Consider the following 17,520-nt stretch of genomic DNA (forward strand, 5'->3'; position numbering starts at 1 on the left):
CCTTGCGCAGGTCATTGGGGTTCATCCCATAGCGCGACGGCAGGTACTGATAGACCAGTTTGGAGGAATGGCCGCGTTCCTCGGGCGTCATCCCGCCATCCCCGGTCGTGGTGGATGTCCCGGCCATCGAGGCACCGCGCCCCAGCGCTTCTTTCGCGGGGCCCGACAAAGCGCCGAAACTCATGCCCGGCATGGCATCGAATGCAGCATGAGTGCGGCAGCGAATTGCTATGACAACGCCGTCGTCGAAAGCTCCTTCGGCGTTCTCAAACGCGAACGTGTAAACCGCGTACGCTACAGCACAAGAGATGAAGCACGTGCCGACCTGTTCGAGTATATTGAAGTGTTCTACAATCGAAAGCGTCGCCATGGATATCTTGGCAACGTAAGTCCAGCTGACTTCGAAGATCGGTCAGCCGGGTCCTTTCAAACCGTCCACTGAAACGGGGCAAGACGAACTTGCTACCGTAGCGTCCCTTTCCGTATGTCGGATGGCATGGGTCACGTCGGTGATCGAACCACCAGGTGCGGCCGTTTCACGTGCGATGCTTGATATGAAACGGCCCTGAACACAGCTGGGGTTCGGGGCCGAAAAAGTAGATCTTCAAAGACCCAAACAACAGTATTTTAACTCGAGATAGTCCTCGATCCCATACTTGGACCCTTCACGCCCCTGGCCGCTTTCCTTGATCCCACCAAACGGGGCCACTTCGGTCGAGATATGGCCGGTATTGATGCCAACCATTCCGTATTCCAGTTCTTCCATGAAACGCCACACCTGTGACAGGTTCCGAGTGTAGACATAAGAGGCCAGGCCAAACTCGGTATCATTCGCTGCCGCAATTGCCTCTGATACGTCCGAAAAGCGAAACACCGGAGCCAATGGCCCAAAGGTCTCTTCGCGCGAAACCGCCATATCCGAGGTCGCGCCGGTGATGACCGTCGGTTGAAAGAATGTCCCTCCCAACTCGTGATCCGTGCCACCGGCAACCACCTTGCCGCCCTTGGCGATGGCATCCTCAATATGCTCACGCACTTTTGAAACCGCAGCAGAAGTTATCAAAGGCCCGATCGCTGAGCCTTCTGCAAACCCATCGCCCACGGGCAGCAAAGACACAGCGGCGCTGAATCGTTCGACAAACGCATCATGTACGCCGTCCTGCACGTATAGCCGGTTGGTACACACGCAGGTCTGGCCCGCATTTCTGAATTTCGAGAGGATCGCCCCTTCAACCGCCTTGTCCAGATCAGCATCGTCACACACGATGAAGGGCGCGTTGCCCCCCAGCTCCAGCGAGAGTTTTTTAATTTGCGCCGCCCCCTGCTCCATCAGGATCTTGCCCACGTGGGTCGATCCCGTGAAGCTGATCTTGCGCATGATCGGGTTCTCGCAAAAGACTTTGCCGATCCCCACCCCGTCCGTGGACGTGACCACGGACAACACTCCGGGTGGGATACCTGCCTCTTCCCCCAGTCGCGCCATGGCCAGCGCGGACAGAGGTGTTTCAGCGGCGGGTTTGACCACCATGGCGCACCCCGCAGCCAATGCCGGGGCGACTTTGCGGGCAATCATTGCGTTGGGGAAATTCCAAGGTGTGATCGCCCCGACCACCCCAACGGGTTGCTTGATGACCACAATGCGTTTGTCACGCTGGTGGCCTGGTATGGTATCGCCGTAGACGCGCTTAGCCTCTTCGCCGAACCATTCAACAAAACTGGCCCCGTAAAGGATTTCGCCCTTGGCTTCGGCCAACGGTTTGCCCATCTCTGCCGTCAGGATCGCTGCCAGATCGTCAACATGAGCGACCATCAGATCGAACCATTTGCGCAGGATCGCTGCCCGTTCTTTACCAGTGCGCCGCGCCCAGTCCTTTTGCGCCTGTTCAGCCGCTTCGATCGCCGCGTGCGCATCGGTTGCGGAACAATCCGCAACCCACGCCAAGACCTGACCGGTCGAGGGATTGGTCACGTCAAAGCGGGTGTCGCGCTGAACCCAGTTTCCGTTTAGATAGGCGGCGTCGATCAAAAGGTCGGATCGGTTCAAAGGCAGCATCGGTGTCTCCGGTCAGAATGAAAACGGGCGAGACTGGTCTCGCCCGTATGTCTTGGTTTGGATGGGGGTTAGGCGTGCAGATCACCGTCGATTGCGGTGCCATCCGGCGCCGCAGCGGGCGTCGGTGCCGCTGAACTGTCCTCGATCAGTGACTTGATCACACCCCAGGCCATCAGAACGACAAGGACCGAGATCGGCAACGCCGCCGCGATGGCTGCGGTCTGCAACGCCGCCAGACCGCCCGCAATCAGAAGAACTGCGGCCACCAGACCCTGCGCAGCACCCCAGATGACGCGATGCAGCTTGGGCGGGTGCGCGTTGCCCATGGACAGGATCGTGGTCACGACCAGCGTGCCTGAATCCGAGCTGGTAATGAACCACGTGGCCAGCAAGAACGTGGCCAGCGCCGAGACTATCCACGACAGTGTGCCATTGACCGCCAGCATTTCGATGGTGCCGTACAGCGTACCTCCCAGGTTCCAGCCATTAACCATTTCAATCAGTCCCGCAGTGCCGACACCGCCTGCGGCGTTCAGTTCGATGAACAGAGCGTTGCCACCAAAGATCGAAATCCAGATGAAGGCCATCGTGGTGGGAACAAACATCGCGCCCAGCATGAATTCACGGATGGTCCGGCCTTTCGATATGCGCGCCACGAACATGCCGACAAAAGGCGCCCAGCTCAGCCACCAGCCCCAGTAGAAGATGGTCCAGCCACCCTGCCACGCAACGTCACCAGGCTCGGACGCCGTCCAGAAACCCATCGACCACAGGCCGGTTGCATAATCGCCTACTGCATTCATGAAGAAGCCGATCAGCCACTGCGTCGGACCTGCGAACAGAAAAAACAAAACCAGAAGGATCGACAGGATGATGTTCCACTCCGACAAGATGCGGATGCCTTTGCCAATGCCCGAAACAGCAGACAGCGTGGCGACAATCGAAATCCCGATGACAAGCGCGACCTTCAGCGTCGTACCCGTTCCGGTATTGAACAGCACATTCAGCCCCTCGGCCATCTGCGTCACACCCAAACCCATCGACGTCGCGATTCCAAACACCGTTCCGAACACAGCCAGCAGGTCTACCGCATGACCCGCCGGGCCATAGATGCGGTCTCCCAGGATCGGATACAGCGCCGACCGGAAGGTCAGAGGCAGCTTTTTGCGGAATGCGAAATACCCCAAGGCCAGACCGGTCATGGTGTAGATCGCCCAGCCATGCAGACCCCAATGGAAATTCGTGACCACGACCGCATCCACCGCACGTTGCACGTTCATATCGGTGTGTCCGGCCGAGTCCGCGAACGGGTTGTTAGGATACCCCCAGCCTGCCGAATTGTCGAAGTAGAACAATGGCTCGGCGATCCCGAAGAACAGGATGCCGATCGACACCCCCGCCGAAAACAACATTGCAAACCATGAGAAGTTGCTGAATTCCGGACGACTGTCATCATCCCCCAACCGGAGCGAGCCAAACCGGCTGAACATCAGGAACAGGCAGACGAAGAACAGGATGACGACCGAACTGATATAGTACCAGCTCAGCGCCCCCTCGACCCACGAACGCACGCCACGATAGACGCTGCTGGCAAAGTCGACATTGAGAATCGTAAAGAGGACAAAGGCCGCAACCATCGCTTTGGACGCGATGCTCATCCCATTGTGCAGCCCTTTGAAAACCCCCTTTTCCGACACCATGTGGCCACCATTTTTAGGGGCCTGTATTCCAGCCATGTTCGTTTTCCTCCCATTGATAGACGAACGCGCTGCGTATCCTTGCACGCAGCCAGAAAGCTTGCGTCAGCGCATGACGAACGGATCCGGGATCGGATCGTCGCTTGTACGCAGCCAGACCGATTTGATCTTGGTGTAGTCAAGAGCCGCTTGCAGGCCGCCTTCACGACCATGACCCGACAAACCGTGGCCTCCAAACGGTGCGATGGGGCTGACGGCACGGTAGGTATTGACCCAAACGATCCCCGCGCGAATGGCGCGGATCATGCGATGGGCCCGCGTCAGGTTCTGCGTGAACAAGCCCGAGGCCAACCCAAACTGCGTGTTGTTTGCGATGGCAATGGCCTGGGCTTCAGTTTCGAACGAGACAACCGACAGGACCGGGCCGAAGAACTCGTTGGTCAGGCTGTCCGCATCAGGCGCGTCGGAACAATCCAGAATGGTCGGCGGAAAGTAGAACCCGTCGCCGTCAATCGGTCGCCCACCGGTTATCAGCTTGGCCCCTTGCGCCACAGAACGCGTGATCAGGTCCACCGCGAGGTCCCGCTGGCGTTGCGTACAAAGCGGGCCAACCTCGGTTGCCATGTCGTCGGGGGTGCCGATCACGACCGCCTCGGCTTTCTCCTTCAGACGGACAAGGAATTCGTCCTTTATCGAGGCATGCACCACGAGGCGCGACCCGGCCACACAGCTTTGACCTGTGGCTGCGAAAATCCCCGAAACCTGCGCGTTCACGGCACTTTCGATATCGGCGTCTTCGAACACGATAAACGGAGACTTACCACCCAGCTCCAAAGAGGTCGAGGCCAGGTTCTCGGCCGAGTTGCGCACGATGTGGCGCGCTGTTTCGGGCCCGCCGGTAAAGGCGACATGCGCGACTTTTGGATGACTGGTCAGCGTTGCTCCGGCAACCGGCCCGCCAGTGATGATGTTCAGCACGCCTTTGGGGAACCCGGCCTGATCGAAGATGCGGGCAAATTCCAGCATCGGTGCCGGCCCCTCTTCCGAGGCTTTTAGCACGACCGTGCAGCCTGCGGCCAATGCAGGGCCGATTTTGACCGCCGACAGGAACAGTTGCGAGTTCCACGGCACAACCGCCGCCACAACACCGATGGGGTCCCGGCGCAACCAGACCTCCATATCCGGTTTGTCGATGGGCAGATGGGCACCTTCGATCTTGTCCGCCAAACCGGCGTAGTAACGGTAATATTCGGCCACATACGCGATCTGAGCCGAGGTCTCACGAATGATCTTGCCGGTATCGCGGGTCTCAAGCTCGGCCAGACGTGGCGCATTCTCGGACACAAGATCTGCCAGTCTGGACAACAGCTTGCCCCGCGCTGTTGCGGTCATTTGCGCCCATTCGGGCGAGAAAAACGCACGTTCTGCTGCGTCAACAGCCTGATTTACGTCGTCCCCGCTTGCATCGGGCATCTTTGCCCAAGCCGCACCCGTGGCCGGGTTCAGGCTGTGGAACTGCGCCGCGCCGTCCGAGAACGCACCATCGATATACTGTTGAAACTGCTGCATTTTACGGCACCCTTTATTGAAACGCCGGCATGACATCTTTGATGAACCGCTCAAGCGAGGCTTTCTTGCGCTCGAAGGGCATGCTGGAGTCGATCCAGAACGAATATTCATCATAGCCGAGCGCCTCGTAGCCGCGCAGGCGGTCGATCACGGTATTGGCCGTTCCGATGACCAGATCACGTTCCATGTTGTCCGGCGTATAGAACGGATGCGCGGCGATATCTTCGTCACTCAGCGGTTCGATCAGGCCTTGCGTAATCTCGCGCTTGTTCATGAACCAGGCGCCGAAATAGTTGTAGAACCGGTTCAGCTCGACCGCGGCCTGTTTTACATCTGCATCGTCCGAGGCAACATACGTGTGCATCAGCAACATGATCTTGGGTCGCGACACGTTGGGAAACTTGGCACAGGCGTCGTTGAACTTGGTGATAAGACTTTTGACTTCATCATCGCCGTTCCACAGCGGTGTTACCTGGACGTGGCACCCGTTCGACACCGCAAATTCGTGGCTGTTGGGATCCCGCGCCGCCACCCAGATGGGGGGACCCTCTTTCTGAGCGGGTTGCGGGGCCGACGTGGTTTTGGGGAACTGGTAAAACTCGCCTTCGTGCGCATAGTCACCTTCCCACAGGTTTTGAACGGCGGGGATCAGTTCACGCATCCGCTGGCCTGCTTCCCACGCGTCCATGCCGGGCATGATGCGTTCGTACTCAAAACTGTAGGCGCCACGTGCAATACCCAGATCCAGACGGCCCTCGGTAATGATATCGGTCATCGCCGCCTCGCCCGCCAGCCGGATCGGATGCCAGAACGGCGCGATGACCGTCCCTGTGCCCAGGCGCACGTTCTTGGTGTGACGCGCCACATCGACAAGGTTCAGGAACGGGTTCGGCGCGATGGTGAAGTTCATCCCGTGATGTTCGCCGGTCCAGACCGAATGCATCCCGCCATCGTCGGCAATTTTGCACAGTTGGATGAACTCGTCATACAACTGCTTCTGATCCTGATCTTCCGAGATCCGTTCCATGTGCGCAAAGAGTGAGAATTTCATAACCTGTTAGCTCCCCACGGTGAGCGGTTTGACATGACCACTCACCTCATTGCCGTAGTACACCCCAAAGTTCCCGATCTGGCTTTCCGCCGCAAACCGTTCCAGCATCGTGCAGATCGCCGGATCCGAGACATCCATCAATGTGGATGGCGTGATCTCGGTAAAAACCCCGTTTGCTGGCGCACCGCTATCGGCCTGACACAGGAATGAGATGTGTTGTTGCTTGCGCGCTTCATCTTGAAAAACAGAGTATATGAACCCGGGCTCGGCATTGATGCCGGTGTCACTGATGAGCTGAGTCAGCGCTGCATTTGCGCCGCCCGAGACGTCTTCTGTTTTTGGAATGGTCAGATGGCCGTTGCCATCGTCATGCAACAGGATCTTGCCATCCCGCTCGATCAGAGCAGAGACCACCAACTCGGACCGTTTGCTAAGCGCATCGGCTTCAGCCGCCGGGGTCACATAAGCGCCACGGGCATAGCCCAGGCCCGGCGCAATATCCTGATTGAAGGCCTTGACCTCACCGATCAGGATCAGGTGATCGCCGGCATCGACGGTCTTATGCATGGCACAGTCGAACCACGCGGACACACCCTCTAGAATGGGTGAACCATGCGGTCCGGTCTGCCAGTCAACGGTTGCAAAGCGATCCTCAACCGGGCGGGCGAAAGTATTGGATACCTCGATCTGTGCCTCGGACAGAATATTGATGGCGAATTTCGGGGTTTTGGCGAAGATCTCGTAGTTGCTGGACGTATTGGCCAGACAAACCAGAACCAAGGGCGGCTCGAGCGAGACCGATGTGAAAGAGTTCGCGGTGAAACCCAGAGGTTCGCCCGCCGCGTCATGAGACGTTACTACGGTCACGCCAGTCATGAAGGATCCAAAGGCGTTGCGCAGTGCGCGCGGATTGCTGAGTGTGTTTGGGTCAAATTCAATCATGTCAGTTCGCCCTGTTCAGATGGCGTGTGCAACCAGTCCGTCAACGCGGCGTTGACCGCGTCCGGTGCTGTCAGGTTTACCATATGCCGGTGGTTCTTGATGATGACGGCCTGTCCAAGCGGTGCGGCGTCCGCCATCGCCTGCGACATCGCCGGTGTCGAGTTCGGGTCGCCGTCTCCTGTCAGTGCCAACAATGGGCATTTGATCTTGTCAAACCCATCAGAATATAGCGCATCGCCACGTGCAAAGGCTCCGTAGGCCGTTGCATAGCCTTCGATATCAACTTGCGACAGCCAACCGGCAACGTCGTCGCGGGCCGCTTGTTCAATCGGGCTGTCACCGAACCAGCGGCGCAGAGGCGTTTCCAGATCAAAAGACCCGGTGCCGATCAGTTCAGCCCGCTCGATCACGGATTGTCTGGCGATCTGATCACGGCAGAACACACCGTTCAACAATGCCACGCGCTCGACGCGGTGCGGGCAGCAGACGGCGAAACCGCCCGCAATCAATGCACCCATGGAGTGGCCCGCAAGGCAGACGCGCTCAAGGTCAAGCGCGTCCAGAACTGCCAGCAACCAGTCCAGAAAATCAGGCAGGTCCGAGCCGAGCGGAATCCGGTCGCTCTTGCCGTGCCCCGGCATATCCAGCGCGATCACGTGATGCGTTTTCGAAAGGTCATCGATCTGCGGACCCCAGGCGGCCGATTGCATGCCGACCCCGTGGATCAACACTACCGGCGCGGCCTTGCCAACATGGGACAGCCCGGCCTCGCAATACGAAACCTGCCCAAAAGGCTCAGACAGCTGCAGGGTTGTCGACGTCATGACCCAGTTCCTTGAGATCCTGATACCGATCACCGATACGGTGATGCGGGCGACCACCAATGGATGCCCCCAGCGCAATTGCGATCTCATCCGGCGCAGGCGCATCTGCCACTTGCAACTGAATGGTCAGATAGTGGCTGCGGCGCCCCCCGTCGTTCTTGTCCATCAGCGGGATTTGCATGGACGCATTCGCCGGGCCGCGCGTGTTGGTGAAAGCCAAATAGGACTTTGCGCCCACGGCCTCACGGTAGAAATTGCCGAAACGCAGAGTGTGGATCAGGGCCGAGCCATGTTCGACCTCGCCATTCACCCCAACTATCGCCGCTTTGCCGTAGCCTTCGACTTTGTCGCCACCCCCTGCGGCCTCCAGCACCATGTCAGTCAGCATCTTGCCCAGACCCGGCGCACAATCGTGAATCCCGGGCTTAAGATCTTCTACGAAACCACGTCCGGCCCAAGGGTTTCTGATGACCGCAACAGCAGCGATCATCTTCAGCGGCGTTTCTGCGACCTTACCCCCTTCGATCAGGGTGTTTTCCACATGCAGCAGGGTTTTCCGGATTTCAGCGGGCATGATTCTTTCCTTGCGATTCGACAATCGGGAATATGGTATACCATCATACTACATGTCAATCATACCTTGTAGAAAACCACCTGACCCGATAACTAGACCCGCATGAGCGCACCAAAATTGACAAAGATCGATCACCCGCCCGCGACCCTGCGAGACATGGTTCAGGAGCGCATGCGAGAGGCAATTATCGAAGGTGTTTTCCAGCCAGGCCAAAGGCTTGTGGAACGTCCACTTTGCGATCAGCTGGGCGTCAGCAGAACCGTGATCCGCGAGACGATCCGCTATCTGGAAGCCGAGGGGCTGGTTGAAATCCTACCCGGTCGGGGCCCGATTGTTGCCGTCATGAGTTGGGACGACGCCCGCCAAATCTACGATATTCGTCGTATGCTCGAGACGGCAGCAGCCGAAAACTGCGCGCGCAATATTACACCTGACCGGGCGCGGGACATACGCAAGGCACTGGAAACCCTGCGACGTGGGTTCTCGGACAAAACGCCCGGCGCGTTGTTTCGCGCCACATCCGACTTCTATTCCGAGATTTTTAGCGGCGCCGGACACTATATTGCATGGGACGTGGTTCAGCGACTGAATGGGCGGATCAGCCGTCTGCGCATGATAACCTTGTCCTCCACCGACCGAGAACGCCCCGGAATTGCCCATATGGAAGATATCTGCGAGGCGATCACATCCGGCGACCCCGCGGCTGCGCGCGCCGCAGTCGAACGCCACCTGAGGGACACCACTGCAATCGCCGAACGTCTGTTTGCCGCAGAAGAAAGCAACAAAGATGACTGAGCCACGCAAAGGTTACTGGATCGCAAATGTCACGATCACCGATCCGGACGCCTATCAGGGGTATCAGGCCCTCGCTCCCGAAGCCTTCCAAAAATTCGGCGCCCGCTTTCTGGCACGGGGTCAGGCGGAAACCCTTGAAGGCACAAATTGGCAGCGACGTGTGATCATTGAATTTGACAGCCTTGCAGCCGCCCAAGCGTGCTATGCCTCTGACGAGTATCGCGCCGCACGGGCGAAACGCGAAAACGCATGCACGGCTGACATTGCATTGATCGAAGGACTGTAAGGTCCACCCTCACGCCCGGAAAAGCCCTGCCCGGTGCCGCAGATGATAAGCGCAGCGCGTTCTTCCCCGCGCACATTTTTTCGCAAAGCCGCCACCTAGGCGCAACTGTCGGGAACCCCAAGGGTGCTCCAGACGCAGTCATGATCAGAGAGAGGCGTACCGGAATCTGAAATTGAGGTCAGAATCCCTGTGTCGATCGGTACGAGATTTCGACCAGCCAACCAATCCAGTTTCATTTTTCGATCGGGATGAGGTGTGATCAAACTTGGCCGAGTTGTGTACCCCGGGGCGGTAAATTCCCAGGAATAACCGTGCTCTTCCGCTAATCCGAACAGGGTTTCGTCTTGCCAGTCGAAATCAGGTGGGATGTGGTTTCCTGTATTCAGGTCGCCCCCGATAAGGATCGGCATTTCGGGCGCAAACGCGTCAACGGCTTGAAGAAGAACCTGAAATTGACTGTGCCTGTGTTCCGCGTCAGCGTTGCTTTCAAGATGTGTGGACACCACGCAAACTGGACCGTTTTGTGTCGGAACAACTGCAGCAATGGCCATCCGGCCACCGACGCGTGGCTGCTGGGGATCAGTCGCACCGCTATCTGGCGTAAACCAATGGCCGTGATCATCCAGACGAATTAACGCGGTGCGTTCAAAGGGTGCCGCGGACAGGATCGCATTGCCATGCCAGCCACATGCGTTGAACTTGCTGGTGCAGAACGCCCGTTCCGTAGGCCCTCCCAGATCGAGTTCGTGAAACTCGACCCCAAAGGCGTAGGACATATCCAATACGCGGGCCATCTCTTCGGTTGTGTGCCGTTGGGACGTTCTGGCCATCCCGTGATCGACCTCGGACAGCAAAACAACCTGGGGTGCGATCTGGTTCAGGTGGGCCGCAGTATCTTCTGGAAACAGACACCGTTCGACATTCCAGGCGGCAACAGTGAACTGGGCAGGCAATTGTTTTGAATTGCCCTGACCGCCCAGTTGCAGCGCGTTCATGGCCGGAAGTGCGGACAATAAAGCACGATGCGTCTCAGAGGTACGGGGCGCGCTCAGAATCTCCTGCCGCTGGTCCCGGGTCACAGCGGGTAGCGCATCTACGACGTCTGTAATCAAATGACTTTTCCTGTTTCCGCATCGAACAGACGCAGAGCCTCAGGTTTAAGAGCGACGCGCGTGTCACCGGTTTGGGCCGGGTGATCCTTGCCGACCATCACCGTAAATGTCTGATCCCCGATTGTACCGTGCAACAAGCGATGGGCGCCCAGTTCTTCAAGAATATCGACCCGGAACGTGACCGATCCGTTTTCGTCCAGTTCAACATCTTCGGGGCGCACCCCCAGCGTGACCCGTCCGCTGGCGGCCCGCGGCGCGGGCATCAGCCCGTCATAACCGTTGAGACGAACTTGGCCGTCTGCGGCCTCGGCGTCGATCAGATTCATTGGTGGTGCCCCCATGAACGAGGCGACAAAAGTTGAAGCGGGATTGTGATAGATTTCGGACGGCGTACCAATCTGTTCGATCTTGCCCGCGTTCAGCACGATGATGCGGTCGGCCATCGTCATCGCTTCGACCTGATCATGGGTCACGTAGACCGCCGTGGTCCCGAGGCGGCGTTGCAAAGCCTTGATTTCAATCCGCATCTGGTTTCGCAGCTTGGCATCAAGGTTCGACAAAGGCTCATCGAACAAAAACAATGCAGGATCGCGCACGACTGCTCGGCCCATGGCCACGCGCTGACGCTGGCCGCCGGACAGTTGCGCTGGCTTGCGGTCCAGATATTCCGACAGGTTAAGCATCTTGGCGGCGTCTTCGACTTTTGCTGCGATCTCAGCCGCCGGGGTACCCCGGTTTTTCAGCCCATACCCAATGTTTTTGCGAACGGTCATATGCGGATAAAGCGCATAGTTCTGGAACACCATCGCAATGTCGCGATCCGCCGGGTCCACGTCATTCACCACCCGGTCACCGATTTTAAGAATACCTTCGGTGATATCCTCAAGCCCCGCAATCATCCGCAGCAAGGTAGATTTGCCACAGCCCGAAGGACCGACCAGAACAACGAACTCGCCGTCCTGAATGGTGAAACTGGTTGTCTCGACAGCCTGAAACCCGTTGGGGTAGACCTTGCGGATGCCCTCCAATGAAACCTGAGCCATGCGCGTTTTCCTTATTTATCGGATTCTGTGAGGCCCTTGACGAACCAGTTCTGGAAGAAGATGACGATCGCCACCGGCGGGATCATGGCAACGATTGCCAGGGCCAGCGCTTGTCCGTGTTCGGGGATCTGGCTGTCGGTATAGGTCAGCACGATCTGCTTGATGCCGCGCACCAGCGTGAAGAAGCTTTCATCCGTTGTGATCAGCGTCGGCCACAAATACTGGTTCCAGCCAAAGACAAACATGATGATGAAAATCGCTGCAATCATCGTCCGGCTGAGCGGCACGAGGATATCGATGAAAAACTTCCACGGCCCCGCCCCGTCGATCCGGGCTGCTTCGGCCAATTCCTCGGGAACGGACATGAAAAACTGACGGAAAAAGAACGTCCCGGTCGCCGAGGCAATCAGCGGCACGATCAGACCCGTATACGTGTTGGTCAGGCCCATTTTCTGGATCGCTTCGTAGGATGGCAGAATACGGACCTCAAGCGGCAAAAGCAGGGTGGTGAAAATCATCCAGAAGGCCAGCGTTGCAAAGCGCAGCCGGAAATAGACGATGGCATAGGCCGCCATCATCGAGATGATGATCTTGCCGACCGCAAACCCAATGCCCAGGATGAACGAGTTCATCAGCATCAGCGTTCCGTCGACCGTCTGGGTGAACCCTCCTTTCTCGAACATTGCGGCGTGAAAGTTTTTACCAAGATCATCACCGAGGCCCAGCTGAATGCCCTGGCGATGGATCGTCACCGCATCGTGGCTGGCGGTCGTCAGCGCCAGCAGCGGCGGCAGCATCATCAGCAGCGAACCCAGTATCAGGACCGTATGGTCACCAATCACGCTCCACTTGATCTTGCGGGGGCGGCGGGCGACCTCGGGTGTTTCAAGAGTAGTGTCAGCCATCTTTCGTCCCCTCAGGTATAGTGGATCCGGCGTTCAACCAGCCGGAACTGAAAGACAGTCAGGATCAGGACCAGAACCATCAGGACAACGGACTGCGCTGACGACCCGCCCAGGTCATTGCCCCGGAAGCCGTCCAGGAAGACCTTGTAGACCAGAGTCATCGGGTTGTTCCCCGGCTCGCCTTTCATCAACGCATCAATGATGCCGAACGTATCGAACAGCGCGTAGGTGATATTTATGATCAGCAGGAAAAACGCCGTTGGCGCCAGCAAGGGAAAAGTCACCTGCCAAAAGCGCCCCGTCGCCGAGCGGTTGTCGATCATCGCAGCCTCGCGGACTGACCGCGGGATCGATTGCAGGCCCGACAGGAAAAAGATGAAGTTCACCGGGATCTGTTTCCACACAGCCACGATGATCATGGCCGTTGCAGTCGCATTGTAATCCACGCCCAGCTTGAAATCCCATCCGAACATCTGGAAGAACTTTGTCATCGGGCCGGTGCTCTGATCAAAGAACAGGATGCCCAGAAACCCGGCAACTGGCGGCGCAATGGCATAAACCCACATCAGAAGCGTACGATAGGATTTGGCCCCCCGGATCACCTTGTCTGCCTTGACCGCCAGCAAAAGGGCAATGGCGAGTGAGAAGAAGGTCACGAGGACGGAAAAGACAATCGTGAACCATGCGATGCGCTTGTACTGATCATTGCCCAGAAGCGACGTATAGTTGTCCGCCCCCACAAAGGTCGACCCAAAGCCAAATGGGTCCTGCAGGAAGAACGAAGATTGCAGCGCCCATCCTGCGGGCCAGTAAAAGAAGATTGCGATGATCATCAACTGTGGCAGCAACAATGCCACAGGAAGCCAGATTGTGTCGAAGCCCGCGCGTTTCATGACCCGTCCAGTTGAAAAATGGGGATGGCCGCACCCGAAGGCGCGACCATCTTGGGGGTGATCCCAGAACCTTAGCCCTGAGTCTTGGCGAAGCGCGCCAGCAATTCGTTGGCTTCGGCTTCAATGTTTTGGAAGGCGCTTTCCACGTCGGTCTCACCAGTCAGGATACGGCCATATTCGCGGTTCATGATGTCGCGGATCTGAACGTAGAAGCCCATGCGGTAGCCCTTGGTGTTGTCACCTGCTTTCGCCTGCAACTGGTTCACACCAACCTGAGCCGCCGGGTAGCGGTCATAGTGGCCATCTTTTTTGGCCGTTTCATAGGCTGCCTCGGTGATCGGCACATAGCCGGTTTCCTGATGCCAGAAATACTGGGTTTCGGGTGCGGTCAGGAAGCGGAAGAATTCGGCTGTTGCCTTGTTTTCTTCGTCCGACTTGCCCGACATCGCAAAAAGGGCTGCGCCACCGATGAAGGTTTGGGTTGGCTCAGCGGTGACGGCTTCCCAATAGGGCAGCTCGACCGCGCTGAATTCAAAGCCCAGGTCTTTCTGCAGCAGGCCGCCGAAGGAACCGGACGAACCCAGCCACATGGCAACCTTGCCTTCTTCGAACGGTTTTGCGTTGTCACCCCAGCCGGTGCCATACCATTCGAACAGGCCGTTGTCTTTCCACTCGGTCACGGCGGTGAAATGCGCCTTGATCGCGTCGTTGTTGACCAGGATTTCGGTATCCATGCCGTCGTAGCCGTTGTTGTTGGTCGCAAACGGTAGGTTGTGGCGCGACATGAAGTTCTCGGTGAAGATCCAGGGCAGGTGCGACTGGCTGAGCGGGATATAGCCCGCCTCTTTCAGCGCCGGAGCGGTGGTCGACTGGAACTCTTCCCACGTTTTCGGTGGGGTCACGCCTGCCGCGTCCAGAGCGTCGACATTGTAATACAGGATCGGGGTCGAAGAGTTGAACGGCATCCCGATCATTTTGCCATCGCTATCGGCATAGAAATAACGCACACCGGCGATGTAGTCGTTGATGTCGAAATCGACGCCGTTGTCAGCCAGCAGGTCCTGAACCGGAACGGTCGCGCCCTTGGCCGCGATCACGGTGGCGGCGCCTGCGTCAAACACCTGCATGATGTTGGGCTGCTCACCGGCACGGAATGCCGCGATACCTGCGGTCAGCGTTTCTTCGTAGCTGCCCTTGTAGATCGGAGTGATTGTGTATTCGTCCTGCGACTCGTTAAATTTCTCGGCAACCTTGTTGACGGTTTCTCCCAATTGCCCGCCATGGGCATGCCACCAGGTGATTTCGGTTTCTGCAAAGGCCGTGGTCGCGGTGAACGCGAGCGCAGCAGCCGTTGCGCAAAACTTCAGTTTGGTCATGTCTTCCTCCGGTTCGGTGTCGGCCCCTTGCAGCAAAGAGACCCGCGGCATTTTTTGCCAGTTTGCTATGCAGGATCCCCCTGCGGCGTTTCTCGCGCGCAGCCTCCGACCTGCATCGTGAGACATGTCAGGATTCTGCACACGTGCTCACATACTGTTAACGTATGACAGTTCGATGAAAGATTTCTAGCAATATTGACAAATTCCACCGAAAAGATGGACAGCTTGGATGTGGTTGAGAAGAGCGATAAATCCATGGACAGACCGCGCCGTGTAACGGCGCAGGCCCTTGCTGACGCGGCTGGCGTGTCAAGGTCGGCCGTGTCGCGCGCCTTTACACCCGGCGCATATCTGGACGACGAGAAACGCAAGAAAATACATAAGATGGCTGAACTTATGGGCTATCAACCCAACGCTTTGGCGGCGGGCCTCAAAGGGGGTCGTTCGCATCTGGTTGCGGTCTTTGTCGGGAACATGCGCAGCACCTACGACTCGGAATTTGTGAACCGGTTGGTGGGGCGTCTGAACGCGTTGAACAAATGGCCGATTCTGATCGATGGGGGGGACGAACGCGCGGAAGCGGCCATGGATCAGGTCTTGCGCTACCCATTGGACGCGATGATTCTGCGGGGTGGCAGCATGCCCCAAGCCCTTGTGACGCAATGTAGCAAATTCGGAGTACCGATGATCTCGTCTGGTCGCATCGTCGATGCGCCAGGGATCGACAACGTGTGTTGCAACAACGCTGGTGGAATGCGGATAGCCACCCAGGTTCTGCTTGACCGTGGACGCACAAGATTCGGGTTTGTCTCGGGCGCGGCAAGTTTTGCCTCCTCTGCAGATCGCAGGGCGGGCGTGATCAACACACTTGGGCAGGCGGGTTTGACGCTTGTTGCAGAAGAGGCCGGAGAGTTCACGGTCGAGGCCGGGTACGCAGCGTCGATGAAGCTGTTGCAGGCCCACAGTCTTGACGCCCTGATCTGCGCCAATGATGCCAGCGCATTGGGCGCCCTGACGGCATCGCGCGAACTGGGACTGGATGTGCCGGGCGCACTGTCGATTGTCGGCTTTGACGATATCGAAATGGCGGGATGGCCGACATTCAGTCTAAGTACGGTCAACAACCCCATTGATCTATCGGTCGAGCATGTCATCACATTGCTCGAACGTCGTTTGGCCGAACCGGCCAAAGACAGTGAAACACTTTTGATCGAGCCGTTTTTTGTTCCCCGCAGCACGCATTGACCCATCCATCAGCGGTTTTTCATGAGTTTTAATGCGTATCTCGTAGGCCGCCGCGTCCTTCAATGGAAAGCAATTGTTGTTCACCGCACACCAATGCCCTCCAGGACCTGCTGTCGATAGCGGCTTCTTGTGCAACCTGACAGCTTGCCAGTCACATGGTACACGCAATCCAGTCTGCGCTAGCGGGCATCCCCACCGATTGCCCTGGTCACTTCTTTTGCGGCTTCCAGGACCATCTCTCCAAATTTCTGTGAATTCTTCGTGTTGATCCGGGACGTTGGACCGGACACTGAAATCCCCGCGCAAGGCACACCGTTCTCATTGTAGATCACCGCACCCGTGCAGGACATTCCGGAATAGCGTTCCTCATCATCAAAAGACCAACCACGCTGGCGGATGCCCTCCAGATCGGACAGCAACGCCTCGGCAGTTTTGTGGGTCCGTTCTGTAAACTCTTCGAATGTTGTCTTAGACAAGACTGCAGCCAACGCATTCGGGTTCATGGCTGCCAATAGCGCCTTACCCGTGCCCGAGGCATACATCGGCGTTCGTGAGCCCGGTGGAAAGAACGCTCGGATCGGGTTGCTGGTTTCGATCTGGCTGACAAACACCACGCTCTCACCATCTGGCATGGCCATATTCGCCGTCTCACCCGTCTCACGCATCAACCGGCTCATGATTGGGCGGCCAAGTTCCACAACGTTGTTGCGTTTCAGATAGGACGCGCCGGTGCGATAGGCTTCGATGCCGATCATCCACTCCTGCCGGTGCTCGTCAAAGGTGACGAAACCACGATTAGACAAGGTCGTCAGAATGCGATGCGTGGTCGCCGTGGGCACTCCGGTCTCGCGGCTGAGATCGCTTAGTGTAGAACGTTCGAACTTGGCAACAGCGCTGAGCGTACCAAGCGCGCGATCCAGCGATTGCAGTGTTCCGGCCGAGCTTTCCTTGAAAAGCGATTTCGGCCGACCGCGTGGTCTTTTGTGATTCTCCAAACCGGTTTGCTCCGTTGATTTTCGTGTGAAACACTAACGCTGTGAGATATTTTTTCAATTTCCAAAAAAACCATGGTAAAAATGAAAAAATACAAATGTCATGATTTACAGGGCATTGAGCACATTTTTTACTCAGTGAAAAACATTTTCAAGAAAATTG

General features: G+C 57.4%; 16 protein-coding genes and 2 pseudogenes. 4 read left to right on the forward strand and 14 right to left on the reverse strand.

All coding sequences use genetic code 11. From position 1 onward, the window contains the following. Positions 1–187, reverse strand: a pseudogene (locus ACR0L4_RS16115) (glutamate synthase-related protein); the annotation flags it as partial. On the opposite strand from ACR0L4_RS16115, the pseudogene ACR0L4_RS16120 reads away from it, so the two are divergent. Continuing rightward, a pseudogene (locus ACR0L4_RS16120) lies at positions 185–442 on the forward strand (IS3 family transposase); the annotation flags it as partial. The pseudogenes ACR0L4_RS16115 and ACR0L4_RS16120 sit on opposite strands and share 3 nt — an antisense overlap. A 162-nt stretch (positions 443–604) precedes the next feature. Here the strand turns inward: ACR0L4_RS16120 and ACR0L4_RS16125 are convergent. The 7 genes from ACR0L4_RS16125 to ACR0L4_RS16155 all read right to left on the reverse strand — a co-directional run bounded on the left by ACR0L4_RS16125 (position 605) and on the right by ACR0L4_RS16155 (position 8,710). Further along, complete coding sequence (locus ACR0L4_RS16125) at positions 605–2,053, reverse strand: NAD-dependent succinate-semialdehyde dehydrogenase (RefSeq protein ID WP_480514176.1); 1,449 nt, start codon at positions 2,051–2,053, stop codon at positions 605–607. Positions 2,054–2,121: 68 nt separating this feature from the next. Continuing rightward, entirely contained in the window at positions 2,122–3,789 is a 1,668-nt protein-coding gene (locus ACR0L4_RS16130) for a BCCT family transporter (protein WP_480514177.1), read from the reverse strand. 66 nt (positions 3,790–3,855) lie between these two features. Then, a complete protein-coding gene (locus ACR0L4_RS16135; protein ID WP_480514178.1) occupies positions 3,856–5,319 on the reverse strand; it encodes an aldehyde dehydrogenase in 1,464 nt (487 codons plus the stop codon). 13 nt (positions 5,320–5,332) lie between these two features. Beyond that, a complete protein-coding gene (locus ACR0L4_RS16140; RefSeq protein ID WP_480514179.1) occupies positions 5,333–6,370 on the reverse strand; it encodes an LLM class flavin-dependent oxidoreductase in 1,038 nt (345 codons plus the stop codon). Between the two features lie 6 nt (positions 6,371–6,376). Continuing rightward, entirely contained in the window at positions 6,377–7,312 is a 936-nt protein-coding gene (locus ACR0L4_RS16145) for a flavin reductase family protein (RefSeq protein ID WP_480514180.1), read from the reverse strand. Next, positions 7,309–8,136, reverse strand: a complete 828-nt coding sequence (locus ACR0L4_RS16150; protein ID WP_480514181.1) for an alpha/beta fold hydrolase — start codon at positions 8,134–8,136, stop codon at positions 7,309–7,311. The genes ACR0L4_RS16145 and ACR0L4_RS16150 overlap by 4 nt, the downstream gene beginning before the upstream one ends. Further along, positions 8,108–8,710 carry an amino acid synthesis family protein gene (locus ACR0L4_RS16155; RefSeq protein WP_480514182.1) on the reverse strand — a complete coding sequence of 201 codons (603 nt, stop codon included), beginning with the start codon at positions 8,708–8,710 and terminating at the stop codon, positions 8,108–8,110. Before ACR0L4_RS16155 ends, ACR0L4_RS16150 begins: the two co-directional genes overlap by 29 nt. 102 nt (positions 8,711–8,812) lie before the next feature. On the opposite strand from ACR0L4_RS16155, the gene ACR0L4_RS16160 reads away from it, so the two are divergent. Together ACR0L4_RS16160 and ACR0L4_RS16165 are read left to right on the forward strand one after the other, a co-directional pair. Continuing rightward, positions 8,813–9,505, forward strand: coding sequence for a GntR family transcriptional regulator (locus ACR0L4_RS16160; protein WP_480514183.1), 693 nt, complete (start codon positions 8,813–8,815; stop codon positions 9,503–9,505). Then, a complete protein-coding gene (locus ACR0L4_RS16165; RefSeq protein ID WP_480514184.1) occupies positions 9,498–9,791 on the forward strand; it encodes a DUF1330 domain-containing protein in 294 nt (97 codons plus the stop codon). The genes ACR0L4_RS16160 and ACR0L4_RS16165 overlap by 8 nt, the downstream gene beginning before the upstream one ends. Positions 9,792–9,886: 95 nt before the next feature. Here the strand turns inward: ACR0L4_RS16165 and ACR0L4_RS16170 are convergent, their stop codons facing one another. The 5 genes from ACR0L4_RS16170 to ACR0L4_RS16190 all read right to left on the reverse strand — a co-directional run bounded on the left by ACR0L4_RS16170 (position 9,887) and on the right by ACR0L4_RS16190 (position 15,120). After that, positions 9,887–10,903, reverse strand: a complete 1,017-nt coding sequence (locus tag ACR0L4_RS16170; protein ID WP_480514185.1) for an endonuclease/exonuclease/phosphatase family protein — start codon at positions 10,901–10,903, stop codon at positions 9,887–9,889. Continuing rightward, on the reverse strand, positions 10,900–11,946 hold the full coding sequence (locus ACR0L4_RS16175; protein ID WP_480514186.1) for an ABC transporter ATP-binding protein: 1,047 nt from the start codon (positions 11,944–11,946) through the stop codon (positions 10,900–10,902). The genes ACR0L4_RS16170 and ACR0L4_RS16175 overlap by 4 nt, the downstream gene beginning before the upstream one ends. Before the next feature lie 11 nt (positions 11,947–11,957). Then, a complete protein-coding gene (locus ACR0L4_RS16180) occupies positions 11,958–12,851 on the reverse strand; it encodes an ABC transporter permease subunit (RefSeq protein ID WP_480514187.1) in 894 nt (297 codons plus the stop codon). 11 nt (positions 12,852–12,862) lie between these two features. Then, positions 12,863–13,744, reverse strand: coding sequence for an ABC transporter permease subunit (locus tag ACR0L4_RS16185; RefSeq protein WP_170754181.1), 882 nt, complete (start codon positions 13,742–13,744; stop codon positions 12,863–12,865). 71 nt (positions 13,745–13,815) lie between these two features. Next, positions 13,816–15,120 carry an extracellular solute-binding protein gene (locus ACR0L4_RS16190; protein ID WP_170754183.1) on the reverse strand — a complete coding sequence of 435 codons (1,305 nt, stop codon included), beginning with the start codon at positions 15,118–15,120 and terminating at the stop codon, positions 13,816–13,818. A 255-nt stretch (positions 15,121–15,375) separates the two neighbouring features. On the opposite strand from ACR0L4_RS16190, the gene ACR0L4_RS16195 reads away from it, so the two are divergent. Beyond that, positions 15,376–16,365 carry a LacI family DNA-binding transcriptional regulator gene (locus ACR0L4_RS16195; protein ID WP_480514188.1) on the forward strand — a complete coding sequence of 330 codons (990 nt, stop codon included), beginning with the start codon at positions 15,376–15,378 and terminating at the stop codon, positions 16,363–16,365. Positions 16,366–16,544: 179 nt separating this feature from the next. Here the strand turns inward: ACR0L4_RS16195 and ACR0L4_RS16200 are convergent, their stop codons facing one another. After that, on the reverse strand, positions 16,545–17,360 hold the full coding sequence (locus ACR0L4_RS16200) for an IclR family transcriptional regulator (protein WP_170754187.1): 816 nt from the start codon (positions 17,358–17,360) through the stop codon (positions 16,545–16,547). Positions 17,361–17,520: the final 160 nt, after the last annotated feature.

Source organism: Ruegeria sp. AB5 (assembly GCF_056542645.1).

Bases quoted from the DNA above. Each gene is read 5' to 3' on its own strand.
- ACR0L4_RS16180 (WP_480514187.1), bottom strand. From the start codon at position 12,851: ATGGCTGACACTACTCTTGAAACACCCGAGGTCGCCCGCCGCCCCCGC.
- ACR0L4_RS16140 (WP_480514179.1), bottom strand. From the start codon at position 6,370: ATGAAATTCTCACTCTTTGCGCACATGGAACGGATCTCGGAAGATCAG.
- ACR0L4_RS16160 (WP_480514183.1), top strand. From the start codon at position 8,813: ATGAGCGCACCAAAATTGACAAAGATCGATCACCCGCCCGCGACCCTG.
- ACR0L4_RS16130 (WP_480514177.1), bottom strand. From the start codon at position 3,789: ATGGCTGGAATACAGGCCCCTAAAAATGGTGGCCACATGGTGTCGGAA.
- ACR0L4_RS16135 (WP_480514178.1), bottom strand. From the start codon at position 5,319: ATGCAGCAGTTTCAACAGTATATCGATGGTGCGTTCTCGGACGGCGCG.
- ACR0L4_RS16195 (WP_480514188.1), top strand. From the start codon at position 15,376: ATGGACAGACCGCGCCGTGTAACGGCGCAGGCCCTTGCTGACGCGGCT.
- ACR0L4_RS16155 (WP_480514182.1), bottom strand. From the start codon at position 8,710: ATGCCCGCTGAAATCCGGAAAACCCTGCTGCATGTGGAAAACACCCTG.
- ACR0L4_RS16175 (WP_480514186.1), bottom strand. From the start codon at position 11,946: ATGGCTCAGGTTTCATTGGAGGGCATCCGCAAGGTCTACCCCAACGGG.
- ACR0L4_RS16150 (WP_480514181.1), bottom strand. From the start codon at position 8,136: ATGACGTCGACAACCCTGCAGCTGTCTGAGCCTTTTGGGCAGGTTTCG.
- ACR0L4_RS16125 (WP_480514176.1), bottom strand. From the start codon at position 2,053: ATGCTGCCTTTGAACCGATCCGACCTTTTGATCGACGCCGCCTATCTA.
- ACR0L4_RS16190 (WP_170754183.1), bottom strand. From the start codon at position 15,120: ATGACCAAACTGAAGTTTTGCGCAACGGCTGCTGCGCTCGCGTTCACC.
- ACR0L4_RS16185 (WP_170754181.1), bottom strand. From the start codon at position 13,744: ATGAAACGCGCGGGCTTCGACACAATCTGGCTTCCTGTGGCATTGTTG.
- ACR0L4_RS16165 (WP_480514184.1), top strand. From the start codon at position 9,498: ATGACTGAGCCACGCAAAGGTTACTGGATCGCAAATGTCACGATCACC.
- ACR0L4_RS16145 (WP_480514180.1), bottom strand. From the start codon at position 7,312: ATGATTGAATTTGACCCAAACACACTCAGCAATCCGCGCGCACTGCGC.